The 22,493-nt window shown below is 68.6% G+C and carries 19 protein-coding genes; 10 read left to right on the forward strand and 9 right to left on the reverse strand.

Annotated elements, in window-relative coordinates:
• Entirely contained in the window at positions 1 to 1,143 is a 1,143-nt protein-coding gene (purM, locus tag AB6V29_RS09000; protein ID WP_210072490.1) for a phosphoribosylformylglycinamidine cyclo-ligase, read from the reverse strand.
• Between the two features lie 92 nt (positions 1,144 to 1,235).
• Here purM and AB6V29_RS09005 point away from each other — a divergent pair, with 92 nt between their 5' ends.
• A complete protein-coding gene (locus tag AB6V29_RS09005) occupies positions 1,236 to 1,847 on the forward strand; it encodes a zinc-binding alcohol dehydrogenase (protein WP_267789187.1) in 612 nt (203 codons plus the stop codon).
• 15 nt (positions 1,848 to 1,862) lie between these two features.
• On the opposite strand, the gene AB6V29_RS09010 is transcribed toward AB6V29_RS09005, so the two are convergent.
• Both AB6V29_RS09010 and AB6V29_RS09015 read right to left on the reverse strand, forming a co-directional pair.
• Positions 1,863 to 2,198 (reverse strand): potassium transporter Trk, encoded by a 336-nt coding sequence (locus AB6V29_RS09010; RefSeq protein WP_267789186.1) that lies wholly within the window; start codon positions 2,196 to 2,198, stop codon positions 1,863 to 1,865.
• A 278-nt stretch (positions 2,199 to 2,476) separates the two neighbouring features.
• Positions 2,477 to 2,833, reverse strand: coding sequence for a sterol carrier family protein (locus AB6V29_RS09015; protein WP_210072493.1), 357 nt, complete (start codon positions 2,831 to 2,833; stop codon positions 2,477 to 2,479).
• A gap of 193 nt (positions 2,834 to 3,026) precedes the next feature.
• Here AB6V29_RS09015 and purD point away from each other — a divergent pair, with 193 nt between their 5' ends.
• From purD to AB6V29_RS09035, 4 genes are read left to right on the forward strand one after another with little or no spacing between them, the layout of a single operon-like run.
• Positions 3,027 to 4,298: a phosphoribosylamine--glycine ligase gene (gene purD / locus AB6V29_RS09020; protein WP_369358115.1), complete on the forward strand. Its 1,272-nt coding sequence runs from the start codon at positions 3,027 to 3,029 to the stop codon at positions 4,296 to 4,298.
• A gap of 31 nt (positions 4,299 to 4,329) precedes the next feature.
• Positions 4,330 to 5,133: an alpha/beta fold hydrolase gene (locus AB6V29_RS09025; protein ID WP_369358117.1), complete on the forward strand. Its 804-nt coding sequence runs from the start codon at positions 4,330 to 4,332 to the stop codon at positions 5,131 to 5,133.
• Entirely contained in the window at positions 5,130 to 5,723 is a 594-nt protein-coding gene (locus tag AB6V29_RS09030) for a class I SAM-dependent methyltransferase (protein ID WP_369358119.1), read from the forward strand. The genes AB6V29_RS09025 and AB6V29_RS09030 overlap by 4 nt, the downstream gene beginning before the upstream one ends.
• Positions 5,720 to 6,214 carry an N-acetyltransferase family protein gene (locus tag AB6V29_RS09035; RefSeq protein WP_369358121.1) on the forward strand — a complete coding sequence of 165 codons (495 nt, stop codon included), beginning with the start codon at positions 5,720 to 5,722 and terminating at the stop codon, positions 6,212 to 6,214. The genes AB6V29_RS09030 and AB6V29_RS09035 overlap by 4 nt, the downstream gene beginning before the upstream one ends.
• 22 nt (positions 6,215 to 6,236) lie before the next feature.
• On the opposite strand, the gene AB6V29_RS09040 is transcribed toward AB6V29_RS09035, so the two are convergent.
• The 4 genes from AB6V29_RS09040 to AB6V29_RS09055 all read right to left on the reverse strand — a co-directional run bounded on the left by AB6V29_RS09040 (position 6,237) and on the right by AB6V29_RS09055 (position 12,188).
• On the reverse strand, positions 6,237 to 7,901 hold the full coding sequence (locus AB6V29_RS09040) for an ATP-binding protein (protein WP_307314652.1): 1,665 nt from the start codon (positions 7,899 to 7,901) through the stop codon (positions 6,237 to 6,239).
• A 139-nt stretch (positions 7,902 to 8,040) separates the two neighbouring features.
• The gene (locus AB6V29_RS09045) at positions 8,041 to 9,594 is read right to left on the reverse strand and encodes an MFS transporter (RefSeq protein WP_369358123.1); all 1,554 of its coding nucleotides are present in this window, start codon (positions 9,592 to 9,594) and stop codon (positions 8,041 to 8,043) included.
• The gene (locus AB6V29_RS09050; RefSeq protein WP_103206955.1) at positions 9,591 to 10,214 is read right to left on the reverse strand and encodes a PadR family transcriptional regulator; all 624 of its coding nucleotides are present in this window, start codon (positions 10,212 to 10,214) and stop codon (positions 9,591 to 9,593) included. The genes AB6V29_RS09045 and AB6V29_RS09050 overlap by 4 nt, the downstream gene beginning before the upstream one ends.
• Before the next feature lie 207 nt (positions 10,215 to 10,421).
• Entirely contained in the window at positions 10,422 to 12,188 is a 1,767-nt protein-coding gene (locus tag AB6V29_RS09055) for a BCCT family transporter (protein ID WP_103206956.1), read from the reverse strand.
• Between the two features lie 78 nt (positions 12,189 to 12,266).
• Between AB6V29_RS09055 and AB6V29_RS09060 the strand changes: the two genes are divergently transcribed.
• The 5 genes from AB6V29_RS09060 to AB6V29_RS09080 all read left to right on the forward strand — a co-directional run bounded on the left by AB6V29_RS09060 (position 12,267) and on the right by AB6V29_RS09080 (position 17,668).
• On the forward strand, positions 12,267 to 13,229 hold the full coding sequence (locus AB6V29_RS09060) for a phosphoribosylaminoimidazolesuccinocarboxamide synthase (RefSeq protein WP_369358125.1): 963 nt from the start codon (positions 12,267 to 12,269) through the stop codon (positions 13,227 to 13,229).
• A 178-nt stretch (positions 13,230 to 13,407) separates the two neighbouring features.
• Positions 13,408 to 14,745 carry a uracil-xanthine permease family protein gene (locus AB6V29_RS09065; RefSeq protein WP_369358126.1) on the forward strand — a complete coding sequence of 446 codons (1,338 nt, stop codon included), beginning with the start codon at positions 13,408 to 13,410 and terminating at the stop codon, positions 14,743 to 14,745.
• Between the two features lie 274 nt (positions 14,746 to 15,019).
• On the forward strand, positions 15,020 to 15,247 hold the full coding sequence (locus tag AB6V29_RS09070; RefSeq protein WP_369358128.1) for a hypothetical protein: 228 nt from the start codon (positions 15,020 to 15,022) through the stop codon (positions 15,245 to 15,247).
• 90 nt (positions 15,248 to 15,337) lie between these two features.
• Complete coding sequence (gene nhaA / locus AB6V29_RS09075) at positions 15,338 to 16,669, forward strand: Na+/H+ antiporter NhaA (RefSeq protein ID WP_369358193.1); 1,332 nt, start codon at positions 15,338 to 15,340, stop codon at positions 16,667 to 16,669.
• A 528-nt stretch (positions 16,670 to 17,197) separates the two neighbouring features.
• A complete protein-coding gene (locus AB6V29_RS09080) occupies positions 17,198 to 17,668 on the forward strand; it encodes a hypothetical protein (protein ID WP_369358129.1) in 471 nt (156 codons plus the stop codon).
• Positions 17,669 to 18,396: 728 nt separating this feature from the next.
• On the opposite strand, the gene AB6V29_RS09085 is transcribed toward AB6V29_RS09080, so the two are convergent.
• Positions 18,397 to 20,328: a putative Ig domain-containing protein gene (locus AB6V29_RS09085; protein WP_369358131.1), complete on the reverse strand. Its 1,932-nt coding sequence runs from the start codon at positions 20,326 to 20,328 to the stop codon at positions 18,397 to 18,399.
• 392 nt (positions 20,329 to 20,720) lie between these two features.
• Positions 20,721 to 22,394, reverse strand: coding sequence for an RCC1 domain-containing protein (locus AB6V29_RS09090; protein ID WP_369358132.1), 1,674 nt, complete (start codon positions 22,392 to 22,394; stop codon positions 20,721 to 20,723).
• Positions 22,395 to 22,493: the final 99 nt, after the last annotated feature.

The raw sequence follows: 22,493 nt of genomic DNA on the forward strand, positions 1-22,493 counted from the left end.
TTAGCTTGCTCCGTTCGCCGGCGCACCGGCATCCGCGTAGGTTCCGACCAGGCGCACGGCGCCTCCGTCGACGCCCTTCGCGCCCTGTTCGTACTCGCCCTCGGGCCGGGCGCCGTCGCGGACGACGCCGACCTGCCACGTCGCGATGCCGTCGGCCTGCAGCGCCGCGGTCGCGGCGTCCGCGATCTCGGGCGAGACCACGGCGAGGAAGCCGATACCCAGGTTCCAGGTGCCCTCGGTCGCGATCAGGTCGAGTCCGCCGATGTCGGCGAGCACGCGGAAGACCGGCGAGGGACTCCACGTCGAACGGTCGACATCGACCCAGGTGCCCTGCGGCAGCACGCGCGCGAGGTTGGCGGCGATGCCCCCGCCGGTGACGTGACTGAGCGAGTGGATGCCGACGCCCGCCGACGCGTCGTCGAGCAGACGCAGCAGCGGCGAGGTGTAGAGGCGGGTGGGCTCGAGCAGCGCCTCGCCCCAGGTGCCGCCGAGGTCGGCGGAGGCTGCGCCGTAGGCGATCCCGGCACCCGCGATGATGTGGCGCACGAGCGAGTAGCCATTGGAGTGCAGGCCGCTCGAGGCGAGGGCCAGCACGACGTCGCCCGCGCGGACGCGCTCGGCGCCGAGCATGCGGTCGGCCTCGACGACGCCGGTCGCCGCTCCCGCGACGTCGTAGTCGTCGACACCCAGCAGACCCGGGTGCTCCGCGGTCTCGCCGCCGACGAGCGCGGTCCCGGTCATGGCGCAGCCACGCGCGATGCCCGCGACGATGTCGGCGATGCGCGGGGGTACGACCTTGCCGCAGGCGATGTAGTCGGTCATGAAGAGCGGACGGGCGCCGACCACGACGATGTCATCGACGACCATGCCGACGAGGTCTTCGCCGATGGTGTCGTGCTTGTCGATGGCCTGCGCGATCGCGACCTTCGTGCCGACGCCGTCGGTGCTGGTCGCGAGCAGGGGCCGCGTGTAGTCGCGGAGCGCGGAGGCGTCGAAGAGACCGGCGAAACCGCCCACCCCACCGAGCACCTCGGGCCCATGCGTGCGACGCACGGCCGACTTCATCAGTTCGACGGCGAGATCTCCGGCGGCGGTATCGACGCCTGCGGCGGAGTACGGGTTTTCGTGGGGAGCTGAGGCCACCCGACCAGAGTACCCGCGGCGGACACGCGCGGGCACCGCCCCGGCGACGCAAGGCCGGCCCCGACGCCTCCCCCCGTCCCTACAATGGCGCCATGACGGGCGGCCAGCCGGAATGGGTGATCCGCGAAGACGCGGCACAATCGGTGCTCGTCGCGCTCTACCTGCGCCAGGTTCTCGGCATCCGTTCTCCCGAGGATCTCCCCGCACTTCGACGCGTCCCGGCTCCCTGGGTGCAGGAGCGGACGGATGCCGCGCACGCGCAGCTCGAACGCGAATGGCGCGAGTACTGGGCGATGACGGTGGAGCCGCAGGCGCACCCCTCCCCCGTTCCTCTCGAGCTGATCGACGGATTCGAGACGCTGGTGACCCTTCCCGTCGAGGGGTCCGAGACGCTCCGCGGGGCCATCCGCGCGCACGCCGACGATGCCGTCGACTTCGCCCGGCTCGCTCACGACCGCTACTCCCGCGAGGCTGCTGCCCGGCCCGGGGTGTCGTACCGCGCGTACGCGAGCGCCATCGCCGCGCACGAGCGGGCCGTGGGCCGACGCGCGCACTCGTTCGAGCTGAACGTGCAGGTGCTTCCGCTCGCTCAGCGGGGCGTGTGGTGGATCGGATCTCTCACGGTGGCCGTGACAGACGGTCTGCGCGGCGACGTCGCGGCCTTCGACACCGCGATCCACCCGATCATCGCCGAACTGGCGTGAGGGGCCGGTGGCCCGTCAGACGCCGTGCTGCTCGTGCTCGACCGTGACCTGGCGCGTGCGACCGCCGACGGTGCGCTCGAAGATGAGGGCGACGATCGCGCCGACCGCGACGCCCAGCACGACGAAGATCAGGGCCGTGAAGCCGAAGACCTGCATCTGCGAGTAGACGACCTGCGTGTAGGGGCTGATGGCGGAGCCGTCGACGAAGACGGTGAGAACGAGAGCGATCAGGATGCCGGCGAACGCCCCCGCCGCCAGGAACACGCCGTACTTCGGGGCGCGACGAACCGTCAGCGTCTGTCGCTCATCACGCGGGGAGGACGGTTGTTGGGGGACGGGCTGCTCGGCCATGCCCCCATTGTCCCACCGCTCGTGGATTGGCGGGGCGGGAATGCGCGGGCGTCGAGATACCGGATGCCACCTCCCCGGCCGTGTGGCTCGCTACGGCGGCCGCGGCGGTCCACGACGGCGACCCCGGCCGGCACCGGCCGGGGAGCGTGCGAATCGCGGGCCCGCGGGAAGGGTCGAAGATGCATCCGTGCGACGAGGACACCGCCTGTTCGCGGCAGCCGCCGGCGTCTCCGGCGAACGCACGCGAAGATCCCACGGGCCGAACGCCTCGACCGCGCCTACGGCCGCAGCGGCAGCAGCGCGCTGAGGTCGGCGCGGACGCCCGAGGCGACGATGCGGCCGTCGGTCACGGCATCCGCCCAGTGCTCCTCGCCCGTGGCGACGGCGATCCAGGTCGCGGCGTCGGTCTCGACCACGTTCGGGGGCGTTCCGCGAGTGTGACGCGGCCCCTCGATCACCTGCACGGCGCCGAAGGGCGGCACGCGCATCTCGACCGAATTGCCGGGGGCCTTCTCGACGAGCAGCTGCAGGAGGTACCGCACGGCCGTGGCGGTCGCGGGGCGCGGAGCGTCTCCGGCGCGGACGGCGGCGAGAGCTGCGCGGCCGTCTCCGGTCTCGATACGGCGAGGAGGCATGTCATCCACGGTACCTGCGACGTGGCGACGCGGTCCGGGGCCGCGTCGACCGGCTCGCGCGCACCCTCAGCGATTCGCGCAACCTCAGCGACACCCCGCCGCCGAGGGCTGAGATCCTGCAGATGCCTGAGGTTGTGAACACTCCCGCCCCGCGGCGCGAAAGGGGCGGACCCGCGCTCGGTAGGCTGACCGCGTGAGAATCCTGGTCCTCGGTTCGGGCGCGCGCGAGCACGCCATCATCCTCGCCCTGCGCTCCGAAGAGGAATCGCACGCGATCTTCGCGGCCCCCGGCAACGCGGGCATCGCTCGCGAAGCGCACCTGGTCGACCTCGACCCGATGGATCCCGCCGCGGTCCTGACCTTCGCCAAGAGCGAGGCGATCGACCTGGTCGTCGTCGGCCCCGAGGCGCCCCTGGTCGCCGGAGTCGCCGACCCGCTGCGCGCGCACGGCATCCCGGTGTTCGGCCCGGGCAAGGCCGCCGCCCAGCTCGAGGGCTCGAAGACCTACGCCAAGCGGATCATGGATGCCGCGGGCGTCCCCACCGGCGGATCTGTGCGCGCGCACGACGTCACCACCGTCGAAGGCGCCCTCGACCAGTTCGGCGCCCCGTATGTCGTGAAGGCCGACGGCCTGGCTGCGGGCAAGGGCGTCATCGTGACCTCCGACCGCGCAGCCGCCCTCGCCCACGCCGAGAGCTACCTGCCGAGCGGTGCCGTGCTGATCGAGGAGTTCCTCTCGGGCCCCGAGGTGTCGCTGTTCTTCCTCAGCGACGGCGACCACGTCGCTCCCCTCAGCCCCGCTCAGGACTTCAAGCGCCTGCGCGACGGCGACGAGGGACCCAATACCGGCGGCATGGGCGCGTACTCCCCCCTGCCGTGGCTGACGGAGCGCTTCGGCGGCGAGGACGAGTTCGTCGCGCAGGTCACGCGCGACATCGCCGAGCCCGTCATCCGGCAGATGGATGCCGAGGGCACCCCGTTCATCGGGCTGCTCTACGCCGGGCTCATCCTCACCGAGCAGGGCGTGAAGGTCATCGAGTTCAACGCCCGCTTCGGCGACCCCGAGACGCAGGTCGTCCTGCCGCGACTCATCGATCCCCTGTCCCGCCTTCTGCTGGCGGCGGCTTCAGGCACGCTCGAGGATCAGCCGCGTCCCGCTTTCGCCGAGGCGACCGCGGTCACCGTCGTGCTCGCGAGCGAGGGCTACCCCGAGGCCCCCCTCACCGGTCGCGTGCTGACCGGGATCGACGAGGCCGAAGAGATCGACGGCGTCCACGTCGCCCACGCCGCGACGGCACTGCGCGACGGCGACCTCGTCGCGACGGGTGGGCGTGTGCTCAGCGTCGTCGCCACCGGCTCGACGTTCGGCGAGGCACGCGAGGCGGCCTACGCCGGACTCGAGCGCATCGGCCTCGAGGGCGGGCAGTACCGCACGGACATCGCGGCGCGGGTGGCTCAGGCCTGAGCGAGCACCCCAGGAGCCGTAGCCTCGAACGGTGATCGCACTCGAGACCGGTAGCGGACGTCCCCTGATCGCTCTTCACGGATTCGGTGTCGATCACCGCATCATGTTGCCGCTCGAGCAGATGACGGACGGCATGCCGTGGCGACGGATCTACATCGACCTGCCGTGGACGGAGGCGGCGGCGGCGACCGCCACGGCCTCCAGCACGCGTGAGGTTGCCACAGCCCTCCTCGAAGAGATCGATGGACATCTCGGCGACGAGCCTTTCGCGGTCATCGGCAACTCCTTCGGTGGCATGCTCGCGCGTCACGTCGCGCACGAACGCCGACAGCGCGTGCTCGGCGTCGCCACGCTGGCCGGAGTGGTCGAGGCGAAGCACACCGCACGCACGGTGCCCGAGCGAACCGTCCTGTGGGCTGATCCCCACGTCCTCCGCCGCGCGGGCGCCGATCGCGACGCCTTCACCGAGGTCAGCGTGATCCAGGATGCCGCCTCGCTCGACGCCTTCCGGCGATACGTCCTGCCCGGCCTGCGCGGGGCCGACGCGACCGTGATGGACCGCATCGCCGGCGACTACTCGTTGGATGCGCTGCCCGAGAACGCCCACCCAGAACCCTTCACCGCGCCCGCGCTGCACCTGTTCGGGCGCCAGGACGACGTCGTGGGCTTCGAGGACGGCCTCGCGCTCCGCGACCACTACCCGCGAGGAAGCTTCGTCGTCGTCGACGGCGCGGGGCACAACGTCCACCTCGAGCGCCCCGGTCTCACGGGAGCCGCCGTGCGCGATTGGCTCGATCGGATGGATCTCGAAGCCATGCCGAAACCCGCCGCATGAGCGAACCTCCCGCGTACGACGCCCGGGCCGACGAGTACATCGCGGCTCTGGGATCGATGGATGCCGTGCACCCGGTCGACCGCAGCATCGTCGACGCCTGGGCCGCCTCGGTCACCGGTCCGCTGCTCGACGCCGGATGCGGACCGGGGCACTGGACGGGGCACCTGGCCCGGCAGGGCCTCGACGTGCGGGGTGTCGACCTCTCTCCGCGTTTCGTCGATCACGCGCGGGCGGTGCATGCCGGCATCCGGTTCGATGTCGACACGATCGACGGCCTGGAAGCCGCCGACGGGGAGTTCGGCGGGATCCTGTCGTGGTTCTCGACGATCCACCACGAACCGGCGCGCGTCGACGTGCCGCTGCGGGAGTTCGCGCGAACGCTGCGTCCGGGCGGCCGACTGCTGCTCGGTTTCTTCGTCGGTGCGGAGGTCGAAGCATTCGAGCATGCCGTCGTCCGGGCGTACCGCTGGCCCGCGGCGGAGCTGGGGCGCAGAGCGGATGCCGCGGGCTTCGACGTCGTCGAGACGCACGCGCGCGAGACGCGCGGAGGCCGGCCGGTGGGGGCGCTGGTGTGCGAGCGGCGGGCATGACGGGGATCGCACTGGCGCGGGCACGCCTCGAGGATGCACCGGCGGTGGCCGCCTTCCAGACGCTCGCCTGGCAGCAGACGTACCGGGGGCTGATCGACGATGCTCTCCTCGACGTGCCCGCCGAGGACCGCGTCGGGCGGTGGGCGGAACGGATCAGGTCCGGTTCTCGGTCCGTCACAATCGCGTGGCAGATCCATTCGGTCGTCGGCGTGGCCAGCACCTCGATCGACGATCCGCCGCGCGCAGGGCTTCCCGCGACCGAGCTGAGCACGCTGTACCTGCGGCGCGACGTACAGGGAATCGGTCTGGGATCGCGGCTCCTGCACGCCGCGATCGGCGACGACGACGCGCACCTGCTGGTGTTCGAGGTGAACGAGCGCGCTCGAGCGTTCTACGAACGGCGCGGCTTCCAGCCCGAGGGGGCGGTCCTCCACGACGCCGGGACCGGGCTCGGGGAGCGGCGTTGGGCGCGACGGAGACCGACGGGGTGACGTCGGGGTGATGACCGGCGGATCATCCCTGACGCGCGGGGAGCGCGGAAGCGGCGGGGAGCTCGATCGTCACCGTCGTGCGCGCCCCGGGGGCGCTCTCGAGGTGGATGCGGCCGTCGTGCGCGTGGACGATCGTGCGGACCCGGCTCAGCCCCAGCCCGAAACCCTGGACGGCCAGCGAGCGCGCGCGAGCCGTGCGATAGAAGCGGTCGAAGACACGACGCTGCTCGGGGTGGGACAGCCCCGGGCCATCGTTGGCGACGCTCACCCGCACGCGTTCCTCGTCGGCGTCGCACGTCACGGTGACGGCGAAGTCGGGATCGCCGAACTTCACGGCGTTGGTGAGCAGCTCGGCGATCGCATCCTCCACCTTCCGGACGTCGACCCGCGCCCGCACCGACCGCGCGCCACGCACATCCACCGGGATGACCCGCGCCTGCGCGAGCGCCTTCACCCGCCGCACCGCGGCATCGACCACCTCTCGGACGTCGACCTCGGACAGCCGGAGTTCGTCGTCGCGGGCGGTCGCCGCGACGAGGTCGGACAGGCGCTGGAGCAGGTCGTCGGCCCGTCGGTTGACGACGTCCATGTAGGAACGCAGTTTCGCATCGTGGTGGCCCACGGCATCGTCGATGAGCGAGAGGAACCCGGTGACACCGGTGAGCGGGGTGCGCAGTTCGTGCGAGACCGTGCGCAGGAACTGCTCGCGCACCTCGATCGCATCGGCCAGCTCGGTGACGTCGTGTGCGACCACCACGGTTCCCTGCACCGACCCGTCGGAGCGCCGGAGCTGAGTGGACGACACCAGGATCGCCATCTGCGCGTCGGGCGGTCCGATCCAGGCGAGGTGTCCGCGGATGGCCTCGCCCCGCAACGCCCGGGGGAGGAACTGCTCCTCGGGCGGGACGAGGGTCTGACGATCGGCGGCGAGCACGGAGTCGCTCGTGTGCGGGGGCTCGTCCAGACGCACCCCGGCCGCCGCGGCGATCTCGTTCGCCGCCGCGTTGGCCAGCTCCAGCCGACCGTGCTCGTCGAAGAACGCCACCCCCGCGGCGACCGTGTCGAGGATGCCTGAGACGAGCGCCTCGGCATCGCGCGCCTCGGCGAGCGCGTTCAGCTGCGCCCCGTGCGCGGCATCCAACAACCGGTCGCGGCGCTCCGAACGACGCGCCGCGAGGAAGGTCACGACCGTCAGCCCGAGAATCACGATGGGCAGACTCGTGACGTTCGCCCACTCGGCGAGCGTGGTCGGCACGACGCCGGAGTACGCGAACCGGAAGACCAGCATCGCGATCGAACCGAGCACGATCAGGGTGATACCCGCCCATCCGAGGGTGTACGCCGCCCACAGCATCGGGAAGATCGCCAGCAGCGTCGCCGCGGCGAACACCTGTGCGATCTCGGCGCGGATCAGGGCCACGGCCGTGATGTCGAGGACCGCGACCACGATCATGGAGATCGGCGGCACCCTCTTCCCGGGGAGGAACGCACCGAGCGCGGTGGCCGCGAGCGCCACCGCGAAGCCCATCACCGAGGTCGGCGCCGCCAGGAGTGCCGGCCGCTCGAGGCCGACGATGACGATGACGTAGGCGACCCCGATCAAGAAGGGCACCTGCGTCTGGGCGAACATCGCGCGTCCGCTGTGGGTGATGCTCTTCGGCTCGACGAACGACACGATCGCCTCCACGGCTCTCCGCTCGCGGACAGGATGCGTAGGGGATAGCCGCGAACTGAAAGGGATGGTATCCGACGGAGCGCGATCGGCGTAGCCGGCGTACGCGACGACGCCGCCGCCCGGAGGCGACGGCGTCGAGCGCGAAGGCGACCTACTCGCCCGCGGCGGCCGGAGCGGTCTGCTGCGCGGGAGCCGCGTCGCGCGGAGCACCGTGCGGGCGAATCACCGAGGGCCGGCGCATGAACAGCACCGCGACGAGGCCGAGACCGATGACGATGATCGGCAGCGTGAGTGACTGACCCATCGCCTGCGAGAAGCCGTCGACGACCTGCGGCGGCAGCACTCCGCCACCGAAGCTGGCCGAGGCATCCGCCGCCCCCGGCAGATTCGCCTCGAGGCGCGCCTGCATGAAGGCGGCGATGGATGCCGATCCGATGACCGATCCGACCGTGCGGGTCGTGTTGTAGATGCCCGCGCCGGCACCCGCCTGGCGCGGCGGGAGGTTGCGCGTCGCGGTGGTCGCGAGCGGGCCCCACATGCCGGCGTTTCCGATGCCCATGAAGACGGAGGGGATCAGGAACATCCAGATCGGGGCGTCGTTCAGGATCAGTGCGACGTAGAGCCCGAGCGATCCGCCGACGAGCAGCAGACCCGGCACGAGCAGGAAGCGCGGGTCGGTGCGGTCGAGCAGCTTGCCGGCGAACGGTGCGAGCACGCCCGACAGGATCGCGAGCGGCACGAGCAGCAGCGCCGACTCGGTCGGGGTCAGACCCCGGGCGAGCTGCAGGTAGAACATCTGCGGCAGAGCCATGCTCGTCACGGTGAACCCGACGGCCGCGATCGCCAGGTTCGCGATCGAGAAGTTGCGGTCGCGGAAGAGGTCGAGGGGAACGAGCGGCTCCCCCGTGCTGCGCGCCTGCGTCCAGACGAACACCGCCATGACGACGACGCCGGCTGCGACCATCGCCCAGATCCACGCGGCCCAGGAGTAGTGCTCGCCCTCCTGCAGGCCAAACACGATGAGGAACAGACCCACGGCGCTCAGCACGACGCCCAGGATGTCGAACTTGTGCGCGGTGCGCGGCAGCTGCGGCACGAGGATGACGGCGGCGATGAAGCCGATGATTCCGACGGGGATGTTGATGAAGAAGATCCACTCCCAGCCGAGGCCGTCCACCAGCAGGCCACCGGCGAGGGGGCCGACGAGGGTGGCGACACCGGCGGTGGCACCCCACAGGCCCATCGCCGCGCCACGGTTCTGCGGCGGGAAGGTGCGGGTGATGACGGCCATCGTCTGCGGCGTCATCATCGCCGCTCCGAGACCCTGCACGGCACGCGCGGCGATCAGCACCTCGAGCGAGGGAGCCAGACCGCACGCGAGCGAGGCGAGGGTGAAGAGGGCGAGGCCGGTGAGGTAGATGTTCTTCGGCCCGAAGCGGTCGCCGAGGCGCCCGGTGATCAGCAGCGGCACGGCGTACGTCAGCAGGTAGGCGCTGGTGACCCACACGACGTTGTCGAGGTTGTTGGTGTTCGGGTCGAGGGCTGCCTTGATGGCGGGGTTCGCGACCGAGACGATCGTGGTGTCGACGAGGATCATGAAGAACCCGATGACCAGCGCCCAGAGGGCGGGCCAGGGGCTGCGTTCGTGGGTCTGGTGGGACCCGGTACGGGTGGATGCCGCGGAGGCGGCGCGAGAGTCGGTCATGCTGTGGTCTCCTTTGAGACGCGGTGCTTCTTCTTGATGTGTTCGGGGATCTCGGCGATGCCCCAGGGGAGGGAGCGATCGGCGAGGCGCGCACGCAGGGAGTCCTGCCACGCGAGTTCGGCGTCGAGCAGAGCGGATTGACGCCGCAGCTCGACGAGGAATTGTTCGGGGGTCTCGCGCTCGGCCGCGACGCTGAGACCGTCGTGATGTTCCTCGACGGAGGCGACGAGCCGGGCGCGGCGCGCGTCGAGCAGACCGATGACCTCGGCGCGCCCGAGGTTGTGGGCTTCGGAGAGGGCGACCCGGAATTCGCCCGGTCTGTCGATTCGCGGGAGTTCGGCGCGCACCCATTCTTCGACGGCCCGATGGCCGGCATCCAGGATCGTGTAGGTGGTGCGCTCGGGACGGTTGCCGTCGCGATCGACGCCGACCTCCGCGAGGAGACCGTCGCGTTCGAGGCGCGCGACCGTGTGATAGATCGTGCCCTTCTGCAGGGGCACGAGGCGGTCGTCCCGGCGTTCCTTCAGCAGGCGCACGAGCTCGTACGTGTGCATGTCAGCCTCGCGGAGCGTGGCCAGGATCATGACGGCGACGGGGGTGAGATGGCTGGCCTCCGGCATCCGTCCTCCTCATGGTCCGTTTCGACTAGTCCACGTGGACTATACGCTCATTCCTCGCCCCGCGCCAACGCGCGAAGATGAACGTCGCGTGTCGAGCACACACCGTTGGCGCGCGAATCGTCGCGGCGCGTCGTGCACACTCGACGCGAGCACGCCGCGCCCGATTCGGGGCGCGGCGTGCTTCGCAGCGGTGAGGGATGCCGGGGGTCAGGCCTTCGCGGAGTCGCTTCCGACCGATTCGGGGCTGCTTTCCGCATCGGCGAGAGCCACCTCGCGCGCCTCGGCCTGTGCCGCCACCGCACGACGCTGACGCCACCGCACGGGGATGCCGAAGATTCCGCGCTGGTTCGGTTCTTCGACCTCGAGGCCGTAGTGCTCACCGATCGAATCACGCAACTGAGCGCGCTCGGCCTTGTCGTAGGCCTTCATCTCGCGTCGGAACGCGACGACCGTGGCCCAACAGATCGCCAGCAGCACGACGCTGAAGGGCAGAGCGATGCTGATTGCCGCGGTCTGCAGCGCCTGCAGCCCGCCCGCGATCAGGAGAGCGAATGCGATCACCGCGGTGGCCAGGGCGAAGAACACGCGCACCCACTTCTTGGGCTCCTCCTCGCCGCCTGTGGCGATCATGCTCATCACCAGCGCGCCCGAGTCCGCGGAGGTCACGAAGAACACCGCGATCAGGATGAGGAAGCCGACAATCAGGACCCCGGAGGCCGGGACGTTCTCGAGCATCTGGAACAACGCGGTCGACACGTCCACCGACCCGTCGGGCCCGGTGTACGACGCGGTGCCCGTCAGCTCGCCGTAGATCGCGGTGCCGCCGAGGACGGTGAACCACAGGATGCCGACGAGCGTCGGCACGAGGATCACGCCGACCACGAACTCCCGCACGGTACGACCGCGCGAGATGCGCGCGATGAAGATCCCGACGAAGGGCGCCCACGAGATCCACCAGCCCCAGTAGAACGCCGTCCACGCGCCCTGCCAGGCGACGCCGTCGTCACCCGCATACGCGCTGACCGTGAAGGACAAGCCCACGAAGCTCTGGATGTAATTGCCGATCGATTGCACCACGTCGCGCAGCAGGAACTCCGTCGGGCCGGCGAACAGCAGGAACAGCATGAGCACGCCCGCGAGCACGAGGTTGATGTTCGACAGCCACTTCATGCCCTTGCCCACGCCCGAGAGCAGCGAGAAGAGCACGAACCCGGTGATGATGCCGATGATGATGGCCTGGCTAATGATGGTGGGCGGCACGACGCCGAGAAAGTCGAGGCCCGCGCTGATCTGGATGACGCCCAGCCCGAGCGAGGTGGCGACACCGAAGAGCGTGCCCACGAGGGCGGCGACGTCGATCGCGTTGCCCCACCCGCCCTGAACCAGGCGCGCACCGAGGATCGGCTCGAGAGCCCAGCGGATCGTGCGGGGGCGGCGACGGCGGTGGAAGGCATACGCGAGCGCGAGACCGAGCACGACGTAGATCGACCACGCGTGCACGCCCCAGTGCAGGAAGGTCTGCGACATCGCCTGCTGCGCGAGTTCGGCGGGAGTGCCCTCCACGCCGGGGCGGGGAGAGACGAAGTGGCTGAGCGGCTCGCTCACCCCGTAGAAGACGAGGCCGATACCCATGCCGGCGGCGAACAGGAGAGAGAACCACGAGATGGTCGAGAACTCGGGTTCGTCGTCGTCCTGGCCCAACTTGATCGTGCCGAACCGACTGAAGCCCATGGTGAGGGCGAAGACGACGAAGAACGCGGCGATCAGCACGTAATACCAGTTGAACGTGGACACGATGGTCGTCTGCACCGCGGTGAAGGTCGCTTCGGCCGCGGACGGGAAGATCAGCGCGAAAGCGATGAAGGCCAGGGCGATGCCGGCTGCGGGCCAGAACACCCACCCGCGGATGGTCGTATGCCGGCTACCGGCGTGCGGGTCGATTCTCACCGCGGTATCGGGGGCTGCCTCGGTCATTCCACCGAGCGTAGTCAGGAGGGTGGCCGCGTCCGGGGGGCAGGCGCGCGAGCGAGCGTTGTGACACAATCCGCGCCGATGCGCGTGCCCCGCACCCGCAATAATGAGCGGGTGACCACCGCTCCCCCGCTCGAGCTCCCCGGCTTCCGCCACGTCTACTCCGGCAAAGTCCGCGACCTGTACGTGCCGACCGACACCGCCGAGGGCGAGGCCCCCGCGCACCTCCTCGTCGTCGCCAGCGACCGCGTGAGCGCTTTCGACCGCGTGCTGTCTCCCGGCATCCCGGACAAGGGCGAGCTGCTCACCACTCTGAGCCTGTGGTGGTTCGATCAGCTCGCCGGCGCCGACGGGGGCCGCTCGATCCCGAACCACCTCGCCGCCGACCACGCTCTGGTGGGCGACGAGGCCGTCGCCCTGATCCCGGATGCCGTGCAGGGGCGCTCGATGCTCGTCCGGTCCCTCGACATGCAGCCGATCGAGTGCGTCGTGCGCGGGTACCTCACCGGCTCGGGCTGGGCGGAGTACCGTGCCGAGGGCACCGTGTGCGGCATCCCTCTGCCCGAGGGCATGAACGACGGCGACCGTCTGCCGGAGCCGCTCTACACTCCCGCGTTCAAGGCGCCGATGGGCGAGCACGACGAGAACATCACCTTCGAGCGCTCGGTCGAGCTCGTGGGAGCCGAGACGGCGTCGGCCCTGCGTGACCTCTCGCTCGAGATCTACCGCCGCGCGTCCGCGACGGCCGAAGCCCGCGGGTTGATCCTCGCCGACACGAAGTTCGAGTTCGGCTACGACGACGACGGTGTGCTGACCCTGGCCGACGAGGTGCTCACCTCGGATTCGTCCCGCTACTGGGATGCCGAGGCCTGGCGCACCGGCTCCACTCCCGCCGAGCGCATGGCCAGCTTCGACAAGCAGATCGTGCGCAACTGGCTGGCGGCCAACTGGGACAAGCAGGGCGAGCCGCCGGCCCTGCCCGCCGAGATCGTCGAGCGCACCCGCGACCGCTACGCGGAGTTGCTGCGCCTGCTCACGTCCTGACCTCACCCGCCGCGATGCCACCGACATCACGTGGCGTCGGCGGAACCACCCCGCGAGATCACGTGATCTCGCCAGAACGACCATCGAGATCACGCGACCTCGTCGAGAGCACACGTCACGGGGTGTGAGCTCGGCGAGAACACGTGACCTCGGCATCCACCCCCACCTGAGGAGACACATGTTCCGCTGGAAGCTGCACGGCAACGGGCGCACCGTCGAACCCGGGGCCGTCGTCGCCCCCGGCGAGCGCCTGAACTGGGGGGCGACGATCGCGATCGGGCTCCAGCACGTGATCGCGATGTTCGGCGCCACCTTCCTGGTGCCGGTGCTCACCGGGTTCCCGGTGTCGACGACGCTGCTGTTCTCGGGTGTCGGCACGTTGCTGTTCCTGCTCATCACGAAGAACCGCCTCCCCAGCTACCTGGGCTCCTCTTTCGCGTTCATCGCGCCGATCACGGCAGCGACGACCACCGCGGGCACCGGCTCAGCGCTCGCCGGCATCGTGGCCGTCGGCGTGCTGCTCGCCGTGATCGGCTTCATCGTGCAGTTCGTCGGCCTCGGCTGGGTCGACAAGGTCATGCCGCCGGTCGTCGCCGGGGCGATCGTGGCACTGATCGGTTTCAACCTCGCCCCGGTCGCGTGGTCGAACTTCAAGGTGCAGCCCCTGCCCGGCACGATCACGCTCGTCGCCGTCATCGTGTTCAGCGTGCTTTTCCGCGGCTTCCTCGGGCGCATCTCGATCTTCCTCGGCGTGATCGTCGGCTACGTCGCCACGGTGCTCATCCAGGCGGGCACCGGCGAGACGCTCATCGACTTCGGCGCCGTCGAGGCCGCTCCCTGGGTGGGCCTGCCGACCTTCGAGATCGCCGACTTCACGACGCCCGCGACCTGGTCGGTCATCGCGATGTTCCTCCCCGTGGTGCTCGTGCTCGTGGCCGAGAACGTCGGTCACGTGCGGGGCGTGGCGGCGATGACGGATGCCACGGCAAACCGCTCCACCGGCCGCGCTCTCATCGCCGACGGTGTCGCCACCACCCTTGCCGGTACCTTCGGCGGTTCGGGAACCACGACCTATGGCGAGAACATCGGCGTCATGGCCGCGACCCGCGTCTACTCGACCGCGGTGTACTGGGTCGCCGGTCTCACCGCGATCGTGCTGAGCCTGTCGCCCAAGGTCGGCGCGGTGTTCAACACCATTCCGGCGGGAGTGCTCGGCGGTGTCACGACCGCGCTCTACGGGCTGATCGGCATCATCGGCATCAAGATCTGGGTCGACAACCGCGTCGACTTCTCGCGTCCGGTCAACCAGTACACCGGCGCCGTGGCCCTGGTGCTCGCCATCGCCGGCTTCACCATGCAGTGGGGCGACTTCCAGCTCGGTCCGATCGTGCTGGGTTCCGTCGCGGCGCTGGTGATCTACCACCTCGGCAACGCCATCGCCCGCGCGCGCAAGACCGGCGCCGACGACGGCGGCCCGATCCCCGCCGTGGGTCCGCTGGGCGGCGACCCGAGCTGACGCGCGGCGGGCCGCCGCAGGCTGAAGCATCAGCCGGTCGTGCCGTCGCGCGGAGTTCCGCGTCGACACGCCGGTTGAGGGGGCCTGCAGCGGAGCGGCGCGGCCGGACTCCGCACGACGGCCCAGGCCCGCGCGCGTCCCGTGCGGGGCGCCGCCCTGCACACCCGGGCCCGCCCCACAAGAGGGGATGCCGGCGCCGGAGCGCTCGGTAACGTCGGGCACCCGGTGGGGCACCGCACACCGCCTCGCCACCGATGACGAGAGAGGCACGCTCATGGCATCCGAAATCTCCGACCCGTCGCAGGCCGCTGCCGACGGGGACTCCTTCGAAGGCACTGACGTCGAGGTCTCGCCCACCGCCGGCTCGGGCTCCGACGGAGAGGCCAAGCCCGGCGGGCTCGGGGCCGATGGCACCATCCCCGACGACCCGAAGGGCGTCGCCGCCGGTCACTCCGACACGGCCTCGCACTTCAACCCCGAAGAGGACGAGGAGTCCGACTGAAACCCGGCCCGGGGTCGGGCCGACTAAACTGAGAGAGGCGTGTCGGGAAGTCTGGTCGACGATCTGTCGATCGACCCTCCAGGAAGCCTCATGAGCCACGACACCACCCGCGCGCCCCAGTGGCCCGGATACGCCGAAGTCCACCGCGTCACGACGCTTCTGCGCCGCGAATCCGTCGGCGGCATGCTGCTGGTCCTGGCCGCGATCGGCGCGGTCGTGTGGGCCAACTCCCCCGCGTCCGAGGCGTACTTCGCGCTGCGCGACCTCCGTTTCGGCTACGCGCCATGGCACCTCGAGTTGAGCGTCGGGTCGTGGGCGGCGGACGGCCTGCTGGCGGTCTTCTTCTTCCTGGTCGGCCTCGAGCTCAAGCGTGAGATCGTCGTCGGGAGCCTCCGCCGACTGGGGACCGCGATCGTGCCGGTGACGGCCGCCTTCGCGGGGGTCGCCGTGCCCGCCCTCCTCTACGCCGCGATCGTGCACGCGCAGCCGAGCCTGCTGGCGGGCTGGGCCATTCCCACCGCGACCGACATCGCTTTCGCGGTGGCGGTGCTGGCGCTGGTCGGCTCGCATCTGCCCGGTCCCCTGCGCATCTTCCTGTTGACGCTCGCGGTCGTCGACGACCTGATCGCGATCGCGATCATCGCCGTCTTCTACACCAGCGACATCGCGCTGGTGCCGCTGGCGGTCTTCGCCGTGCTCGTCGTCGTCTACGGCGTCATCGCCCACCGTGGCCGCGCGTGGTTCGCCCGCACATCCTGGGGCGCCTGGGTCGTGCTGCTGCCGATCGGCTTCGCCGCGTGGGCGTTCCTGCACGCCTCGGGGGTGCACGCGACGATCGCCGGAGTCGCGCTCGCCTTCACGATCCCGGTCGCCGCCTCGCGCCGTCAGCCCGAGGTGCGGGGCATGGACCTCGCCGAGCAGTTCGAGCACCGCTTCCGTCCCCTGTCGGCGGGCATTGCCGTGCCGTTGTTCGCCTTCTTCGCGGCGGGGGTCTCGGTCGGCGGCGGCGAGGGACTGCTCCGCGCTGTGACGGACCCCGTCACCCTCGGCGTCGTAGCCGGTCTCGTGCTCGGCAAGCCCCTCGGCATCCTGCTCGGTGTCCGCCTGCTCACTCTCGTGACGAAGGTCCGGCTCGACCCCGCTCTGAAGTGGATCGACCTGGCCGGGGTGGGCCTGCTCGCCGGGATCGGCTTCACCGTCTCGCTGTTGATCGCCGAGCTGAGCTTCCCCGACGGCTCGCCCCACACCGACGACGCGAAGATCGCGATCATGGTCGCCTCGCTTCTGGCATCCATCCTCGCCTCGTCCCTGCTCCTCTTGCGCAACCGGCGCTACAAGCAGTTGGCTCTCGCCGAGAAGGTGGATGCCGACGGCGACGACGTGCCCGACGTATACCAACGGCCGCGACCCGAGGCCGGCTGAGCCGCCGTGGCATCTGACGACTAACCGGCTCGTGCTCCGTCTTCTGCGGCGCCCCGCCGACGATGGACGGCAGCGGCGGACGTCTCTTCGGTGACCCGGTCGCGAGGCGACCACCCTTTCCGGCTCCGCTGTGTTCACCGGGATGATGCTTACCGCTGCGGCAACCGAGGAGGGAATGCCGGCGCGAAGCGACGGTGCTCCGTGCCGAAGTCAGCACTTTCGACGAATAGTGCGTCGAGGTAGAAATTCCCTGCTGGGGTGTTTTCGATCTGCTTCAAACCAAATTGTTCCTCTTTGCACCATAAGGAACAGTCGCTTCTGCGCGACCTTGGCGCTGAAGCAGGCCTCGATCGATGCCGAGCCTGAGGCCCGCACGACATGCGCCTCCGCGCGTCCGTTGCCGCGCGGGGGAGTTGAAAGCTCGACTGGCGACCACCCTTTTGCGCATGTCGACCGCGCGCGCATAAACGAACCAACTACTCCGTCTTGAATCCGCAGGACGGTCATCCTGAGTGGAAAGCAGCTCCCATGACCCTTGTCACCCACCTTCGCAAGAGGAAAACTCTGATCGCCGCCGTCGCTCTCCTGAGCATCGGGCTCGCCAGCTCCGTCGCGTCCGGAGCGTACTTCACGGACTCCAAGACCGTGTCGAACAACAAACTGTCCTCGGGAACCGTTGTTCTCGGCGGCACCGACTGGTCCGACGCAACGACCTCTACTCCGGTGACGTTCACGAACGTCCTTCCTCTCGCAGATGCCGACATCCCGACGGGGAAGGCCTCTCAATTCATCACCGTGATCCGCAACCGCGGAACGGCGGCGATCGACTGGAATGCCTCGATCAGCCTGACCTCGAGCGACTTCGCCAAACAGGTCTACGTGCAGTACAAGATCGGCAGCGGTAATTGGGCGGACCCCATCACCCTCGACGCTCTCAACGGACAGAAGATTGCAAGCAGTGCGGAGCTGAGCACCTCGGGCTCGCAGACCATCTCGTGACGCGCGTGGCTACCCTCCACCACGGGCAACTCCGCTCAGAACAAGACCGTGACGTTCACGCTCAAGCTCGACGCTATCCAGGCTGGCGCCCCCCAGTCCTGAGTCCGGGGCCGGCCCGCCTTCTCGACGGGCTGGCCCCTTCACCCCGCGACAGAACGCTCGTGCACACAACGCATCCTCCTCTGACGAACCACCCGCGAACCCGCATCTCCCTGCGCCCCGTCCATGCTCTCCGGGCCACGCTTCCGCGAAGAGACAGGCATGTACGCCCCCGCCGTGACGACGCGCAGCACGGGCAACCGAGCCGTCGATGAGACCCTGGGCATCGAACTCTTCAACGATTACGCGGGAGTTCTTTACGCTCCAGGCTCAGGCTCGCGTGCGGTTGCCCTTTCCGCGTGTCGCTATGGTTTCGCGCTGAAGCGGAACTTTAGCGACGAGGTCAGATCTTCTCGGGATCGCCGGAGAGATCTGACGTGACCGACGCCCGGTGACCCGACGAGGACGACGACGTATCAACCATCCGCGACCAGACAGCGTCGCGGGACCGGCTGTCAAGGATGTGCTTTCGTCCAAGGGCGCTGAGGGGAGGGTCCGGTCGGGGGAACCTCCCCTCAGCGGGCCGCCTGAGTGCGGCGGCCCGGGGGCAGGGGTGGGTTGTTGGGGAGAAACCCTGCCCCCGGCTCGAGGAAGCCGGCGTGCGGGTGATGCATCGCTGCTCTTGCTTCTCACTCCTGCGTACGGTGCCTCCGGTGAAAACCCGTAGCGATCACGCCCGCAGCAATCAGTCCGGCGCCGAGCAAGGGCGCGGCGAGGCTGGCGTCGTTGCCGGTCACCGCCAGCTCGTTGGCGGTTGGTGGCGTCGCGTCGCCGTGGACCTGCTGGTCGGGCGGGTTTGCAACCTGAGGCGCCGGGGAAACGGTGACCGTGATGGGGTCGGTCCTGACGTCAGGGCCGCTGCCGTTGGACGCGGTAACGGCGAAAGTGCTCGCGCCCGCGGCCGTGGGAGTTCCTGACACCCATCCGTCACTGCTCAACGTGAGGCCCTCCGGCAGCGCACCCCGCGCGATCGAGAACTGCGGCTCGGGGTATCCGCCTGCGGTGAATCGATAGGAGTAGGGCGTTCCGACTGTCGCCGCTGGTGGCGGCGTCGATGCGGTGAAGACGGGCGCTGCAGGCGCCGGCTCAGTGGTAATCGTGATGGGGCCGGTCGAGGCCCCGGGATCCACTCCGTTGTCTGCGGTCACGGTGAATGTGCTGGCGCCGAGGGTGGTGGGGTACCCTCTCAGGCTCCCGTCGAACTGATCGAGCTCGAGACCGTCCGGCAGAGATCCCTGTGACACGGTGAACAGCGGTGTGGGGTATCCGGATGCGGCGAACGTGTAGGAGTACTTGATCCCGACCGTCGCGATCTTGTCGGGTGTCGAAGCGGTGAAGCGCGGGGCCACCGATTCGGGGTTCACATCGATGGTGATCACGTCGGTGGTCGCGTCGGGATCGACACCGTTGGACGCGGTGACGCGGAATGAACTCGCGCCGGTTGTCGTCGGCGTGCCCGACAAGATACCGTCTGAACTCAACGTCAGCCCGTCCGGGAGCGACCCGTCAGCGAGCTGGAACGTGGGCGCCGGGGAGCCCGATGCGGCGAAGGCGTACGTGTAGGCGGTGCCCACCGTTGCGGTGTCGCTGGGCGTAGAGGCAGTGAACGCCGGGGCACGCTCGACGGTGAGAACGGAAACACTTCCGCTCACATTGTTCAACACGTACAAGTTGTCGCCATCGGGACTCAGAACGACCGCCACCGGACGGTTGCCCGTCGGAATGGTGCGCACGACCGACCGGGTCTGCCGGGAAAGCACAGAGACGGAGTTGTCATTGGCGTTGGCGACATAACCCCATTGGCTGTCGGTGCTTACTGTCACCGCCACGGGGGTTTGCCCCACGTTGATCGTGTCCAGCACCGAGTCGTCGGTGAGATCGATAACGGATACCGAGCCCACCCCGTTCGCCACCAGTGCCAGCCCCCCGTCCGGCGCTATTGCCACGTCCGTCGGATAGATTCCCACAGGGACAGTCGCCTCGACCTTCCGCTCATCGACCGACACGATCGAGACGGTGTCATCGTCTCCGCTCGTTGTCAGGATCCGTTTGCCGTCGGGCGTGATCGCGAGCGACGTCGGAGAGCCGCCGACCACCGCCAGCGTCGCTACACCGGTAGGGAGATAGGCCTTCAGGACATCACCGGACGTCGCGTAAGCAGCGAGCCCATCGGGGCTCACGGCGATACCGGCGCTGGACCCGTCGAGCGCCCAGTCGCGGACGAGATCTCGCCCCGTTGTCGAGAACTTTTGGATCGCCGATCCGGTTGCCGTGAACAGGTACTCACCGTCCGGTGTCACGGCCAGGTCGGTCAAATCGGCACCCGCTGCGATGCTGCCCTCGATAGATCTCGTCGCGGTCGCGACGATCGTCACCTCGCCGGTAGCGTAATGACCTATGTACAGCGTCCCTCCGTCGGGGCTCACGGCGATCGACGTGGGCTCGCCGCCCACCGCTATTTCCGTTCCGGCCGCCACGGCGGCGCTAGATGAACTAGAGAGCACGCCCAGAACGGCAACAATAAGAGCGATAGCGAGCGTTGGAGATTTCTTCAGCATCATGGGGCAATCGTTTCGTGAGTGTTCCGCGCATCGCGTGTTCAGCAAGGCAGACGGACGTGTGCAGGACCTTGTCTCGAGGCTCTCGCAGTTCTGGTGTCCCGCATCCGCGCGAACTGCTGATTTGCATTGACCGCAGCTCTCGTGGACATCCGCCCACCAAAGGAGTAGCGGTGGACCTGTCGCGACCGAGGAGGATGGTCGGTGGCGGCAGTGGATTCCACTGTCATCTCCCGTGAGGGGCACGAGGGGGACGTTCGGCCGCTCGCGCGCTGCCAAGAAGGACGTCCCGATCGGGGTCCCTCCCCTGAGCGGGCCGCCTGGGTGCGGCGGCGGGAGCAGGGGGTTCTTGGGGGAGAAGCCCTGCTCCCGTTCTAACGCGCTTCACCCGCAGTTCACGGCGGAGGGGATTGTGCACTCGCGGTCGCTTTCGCGGAGGAGGACGTCCAAGCCTGATACGGATACGTGACGGAGTACTCGGCAACCCCGTTTGGGACACAATAACCGTCACTATTCGACGTGGTTCCAATTCCACAGAAATACCGGGCGCTATCTGACGATAGTTGCAGATTTGTTTGCACCTGAGTGGGTTTCGCGTAAACATCCGGGGAAGTCTGATTGTTCCCGAAAAGAGCAGTGCCAGTGGATCCATCCACGGCATAGCCCCACCCGTAGAGATTGTTGGTGCTTTTGTCGACGAAGTATGCCTGCGAGTTTCCGGTAGCGAGTTTGGTGGCGGAGATATTCGACGCAACATCCATCTGGATGAAGTTTCCGGTAGCTGTATTGTTGATTACTCCGTTGCCTGCGCGCCCGTTGGAGGCGTAGCCGACGCTGTACAGCTTGCTGCTGTCCGATCCTGAAACAATGACGGTTGTGGATGACTTGATCTGTGCATCTGAAAACCATTGATTCTCGGGTGTTTTCATGCGGGTGGGCGTGAGAATGTTCTCCTCTTTAACGCTTCCCAACCCCAGTGCGCCGTACGAATCGTTATATCCCCATGCATACAGGTCCCGGCCCCCTGAGGCAATTGCGACGAAAGAGGGAGCTTGCGAGTCTGCAGATACGGAAGTTATCACCGTTCCCTCTGGAAAGATGGCCTGAACCGGCGTGGAGCTTCCGGTTGTGGTCCCGTTCCCGAATTGACCTCGGCTGTTGTTACCCCACGACCAGACCGTGCCATCTGAGGCAAGAACCGTTTCTCGCCTCGTGAGCTGTTTCACCGTACGACCACCGGGCAGGTTCACTTTGAAGAAGGTGGTGGAGGTACCGCCGACCGATCCACCGCGTTGCCACAGCTGGCCGGTGGAGTCGAGAACGAGGAGTGAGCAGTAGGAGCCGACACCCGGCGACGCGGCGATGGGCGTCACTCCTGCGGGGAGTTGAATGGTGTCAGGCGGGGATGACTCGTCGCTGCAGTTCTTGCCGCCATGTAGGCCCGGGCCCCAAGTGAACAGTTTCCCGGTAGAACTCACGGCCGCGCCTGACCACCCGTTCAGCGCCATGTTGATGATCGGGTTTCCCGCCGGAATGCTGGCGGCAATCGGTACACTGCTTGACTGCCTGGACGCGTTAGCGAGCCCTGATGCGGAGCTTGACCCCCACATCATGAGGGTCCCGTCACTCCTGATGTAGCCGGCAATCGATGATCCAGAGTCGATTACGGTGGGCTTGATGGAGACCGATTTGCCGTACTGGTCAGTCACCGAAAGGTTCGTACCTGTGCTGATCGCCGTCGGGTTGGCACCGTCGATGGTGCGGGTGACGGTGTACGTCGGTTCAGAGGTGACCGAGTTAGCGGTTGCCCACGACTGTTGCAGTGCGCTCGTCCACGACACATCCACACCGATCGAGGACTTGACGGCTTTTAGGCCGCTGACGGGCTGAAGGGTGGCCGCCGTCAACGAGTTGCTGCTCACCGTTTTGTCTGCGGTGAACCAGGCTCCCGTTGCGGCGGGGGTCGAGATGACTCCCGTTGCGAGAACGCCCATGAGAAGCGTCGTCGCGAGACGCCGTCCACGGGCCTGTCGCGGCCGAGGGGCATAGGTGGCGGCGGCGGGTGGCATGTCATCTCCTACGAGGGGCACTAAGGGGGACGTTCGGGTGATCGCGTGCTGCCGAGGATGTGGGGACACGCGTGAAAATTGGAGGCGCGGCAGACAGCT

The sequence above is a fragment of the Microbacterium sp. 20-116 genome (genome assembly GCF_041079415.1).
Classification (GTDB): Bacteria; Actinomycetota; Actinomycetes; order Actinomycetales; family Microbacteriaceae; genus Microbacterium.

Excerpts from the sequence above, each read along its gene's own strand:
- AB6V29_RS09030 (WP_369358119.1), top strand. The coding sequence starts at position 5,130 with ATGAGCGAACCTCCCGCGTACGACGCCCGGGCCGACGAGTACATCGCG.
- nhaA (WP_369358193.1), top strand. The coding sequence starts at position 15,338 with ATGAGCCACGACACCACCCGCGCGCCCCAGTGGCCCGGATACGCCGAA.
- AB6V29_RS09065 (WP_369358126.1), top strand. The coding sequence starts at position 13,408 with ATGTTCCGCTGGAAGCTGCACGGCAACGGGCGCACCGTCGAACCCGGG.
- AB6V29_RS09080 (WP_369358129.1), top strand. The coding sequence starts at position 17,198 with ATGACCCTTGTCACCCACCTTCGCAAGAGGAAAACTCTGATCGCCGCC.
- AB6V29_RS09055 (WP_103206956.1), bottom strand. The coding sequence starts at position 12,188 with ATGACCGAGGCAGCCCCCGATACCGCGGTGAGAATCGACCCGCACGCC.
- AB6V29_RS09010 (WP_267789186.1), bottom strand. The coding sequence starts at position 2,198 with ATGGCCGAGCAGCCCGTCCCCCAACAACCGTCCTCCCCGCGTGATGAG.
- AB6V29_RS09085 (WP_369358131.1), bottom strand. The coding sequence starts at position 20,328 with ATGATGCTGAAGAAATCTCCAACGCTCGCTATCGCTCTTATTGTTGCC.
- AB6V29_RS09005 (WP_267789187.1), top strand. The coding sequence starts at position 1,236 with ATGACGGGCGGCCAGCCGGAATGGGTGATCCGCGAAGACGCGGCACAA.
- AB6V29_RS09090 (WP_369358132.1), bottom strand. The coding sequence starts at position 22,394 with ATGCCACCCGCCGCCGCCACCTATGCCCCTCGGCCGCGACAGGCCCGT.
- AB6V29_RS09045 (WP_369358123.1), bottom strand. The coding sequence starts at position 9,594 with ATGACCGACTCTCGCGCCGCCTCCGCGGCATCCACCCGTACCGGGTCC.
- AB6V29_RS09035 (WP_369358121.1), top strand. The coding sequence starts at position 5,720 with ATGACGGGGATCGCACTGGCGCGGGCACGCCTCGAGGATGCACCGGCG.
- AB6V29_RS09015 (WP_210072493.1), bottom strand. The coding sequence starts at position 2,833 with ATGCCTCCTCGCCGTATCGAGACCGGAGACGGCCGCGCAGCTCTCGCC.
- AB6V29_RS09050 (WP_103206955.1), bottom strand. The coding sequence starts at position 10,214 with ATGCCGGAGGCCAGCCATCTCACCCCCGTCGCCGTCATGATCCTGGCC.
- AB6V29_RS09070 (WP_369358128.1), top strand. The coding sequence starts at position 15,020 with ATGGCATCCGAAATCTCCGACCCGTCGCAGGCCGCTGCCGACGGGGAC.
- AB6V29_RS09060 (WP_369358125.1), top strand. The coding sequence starts at position 12,267 with ATGCGCGTGCCCCGCACCCGCAATAATGAGCGGGTGACCACCGCTCCC.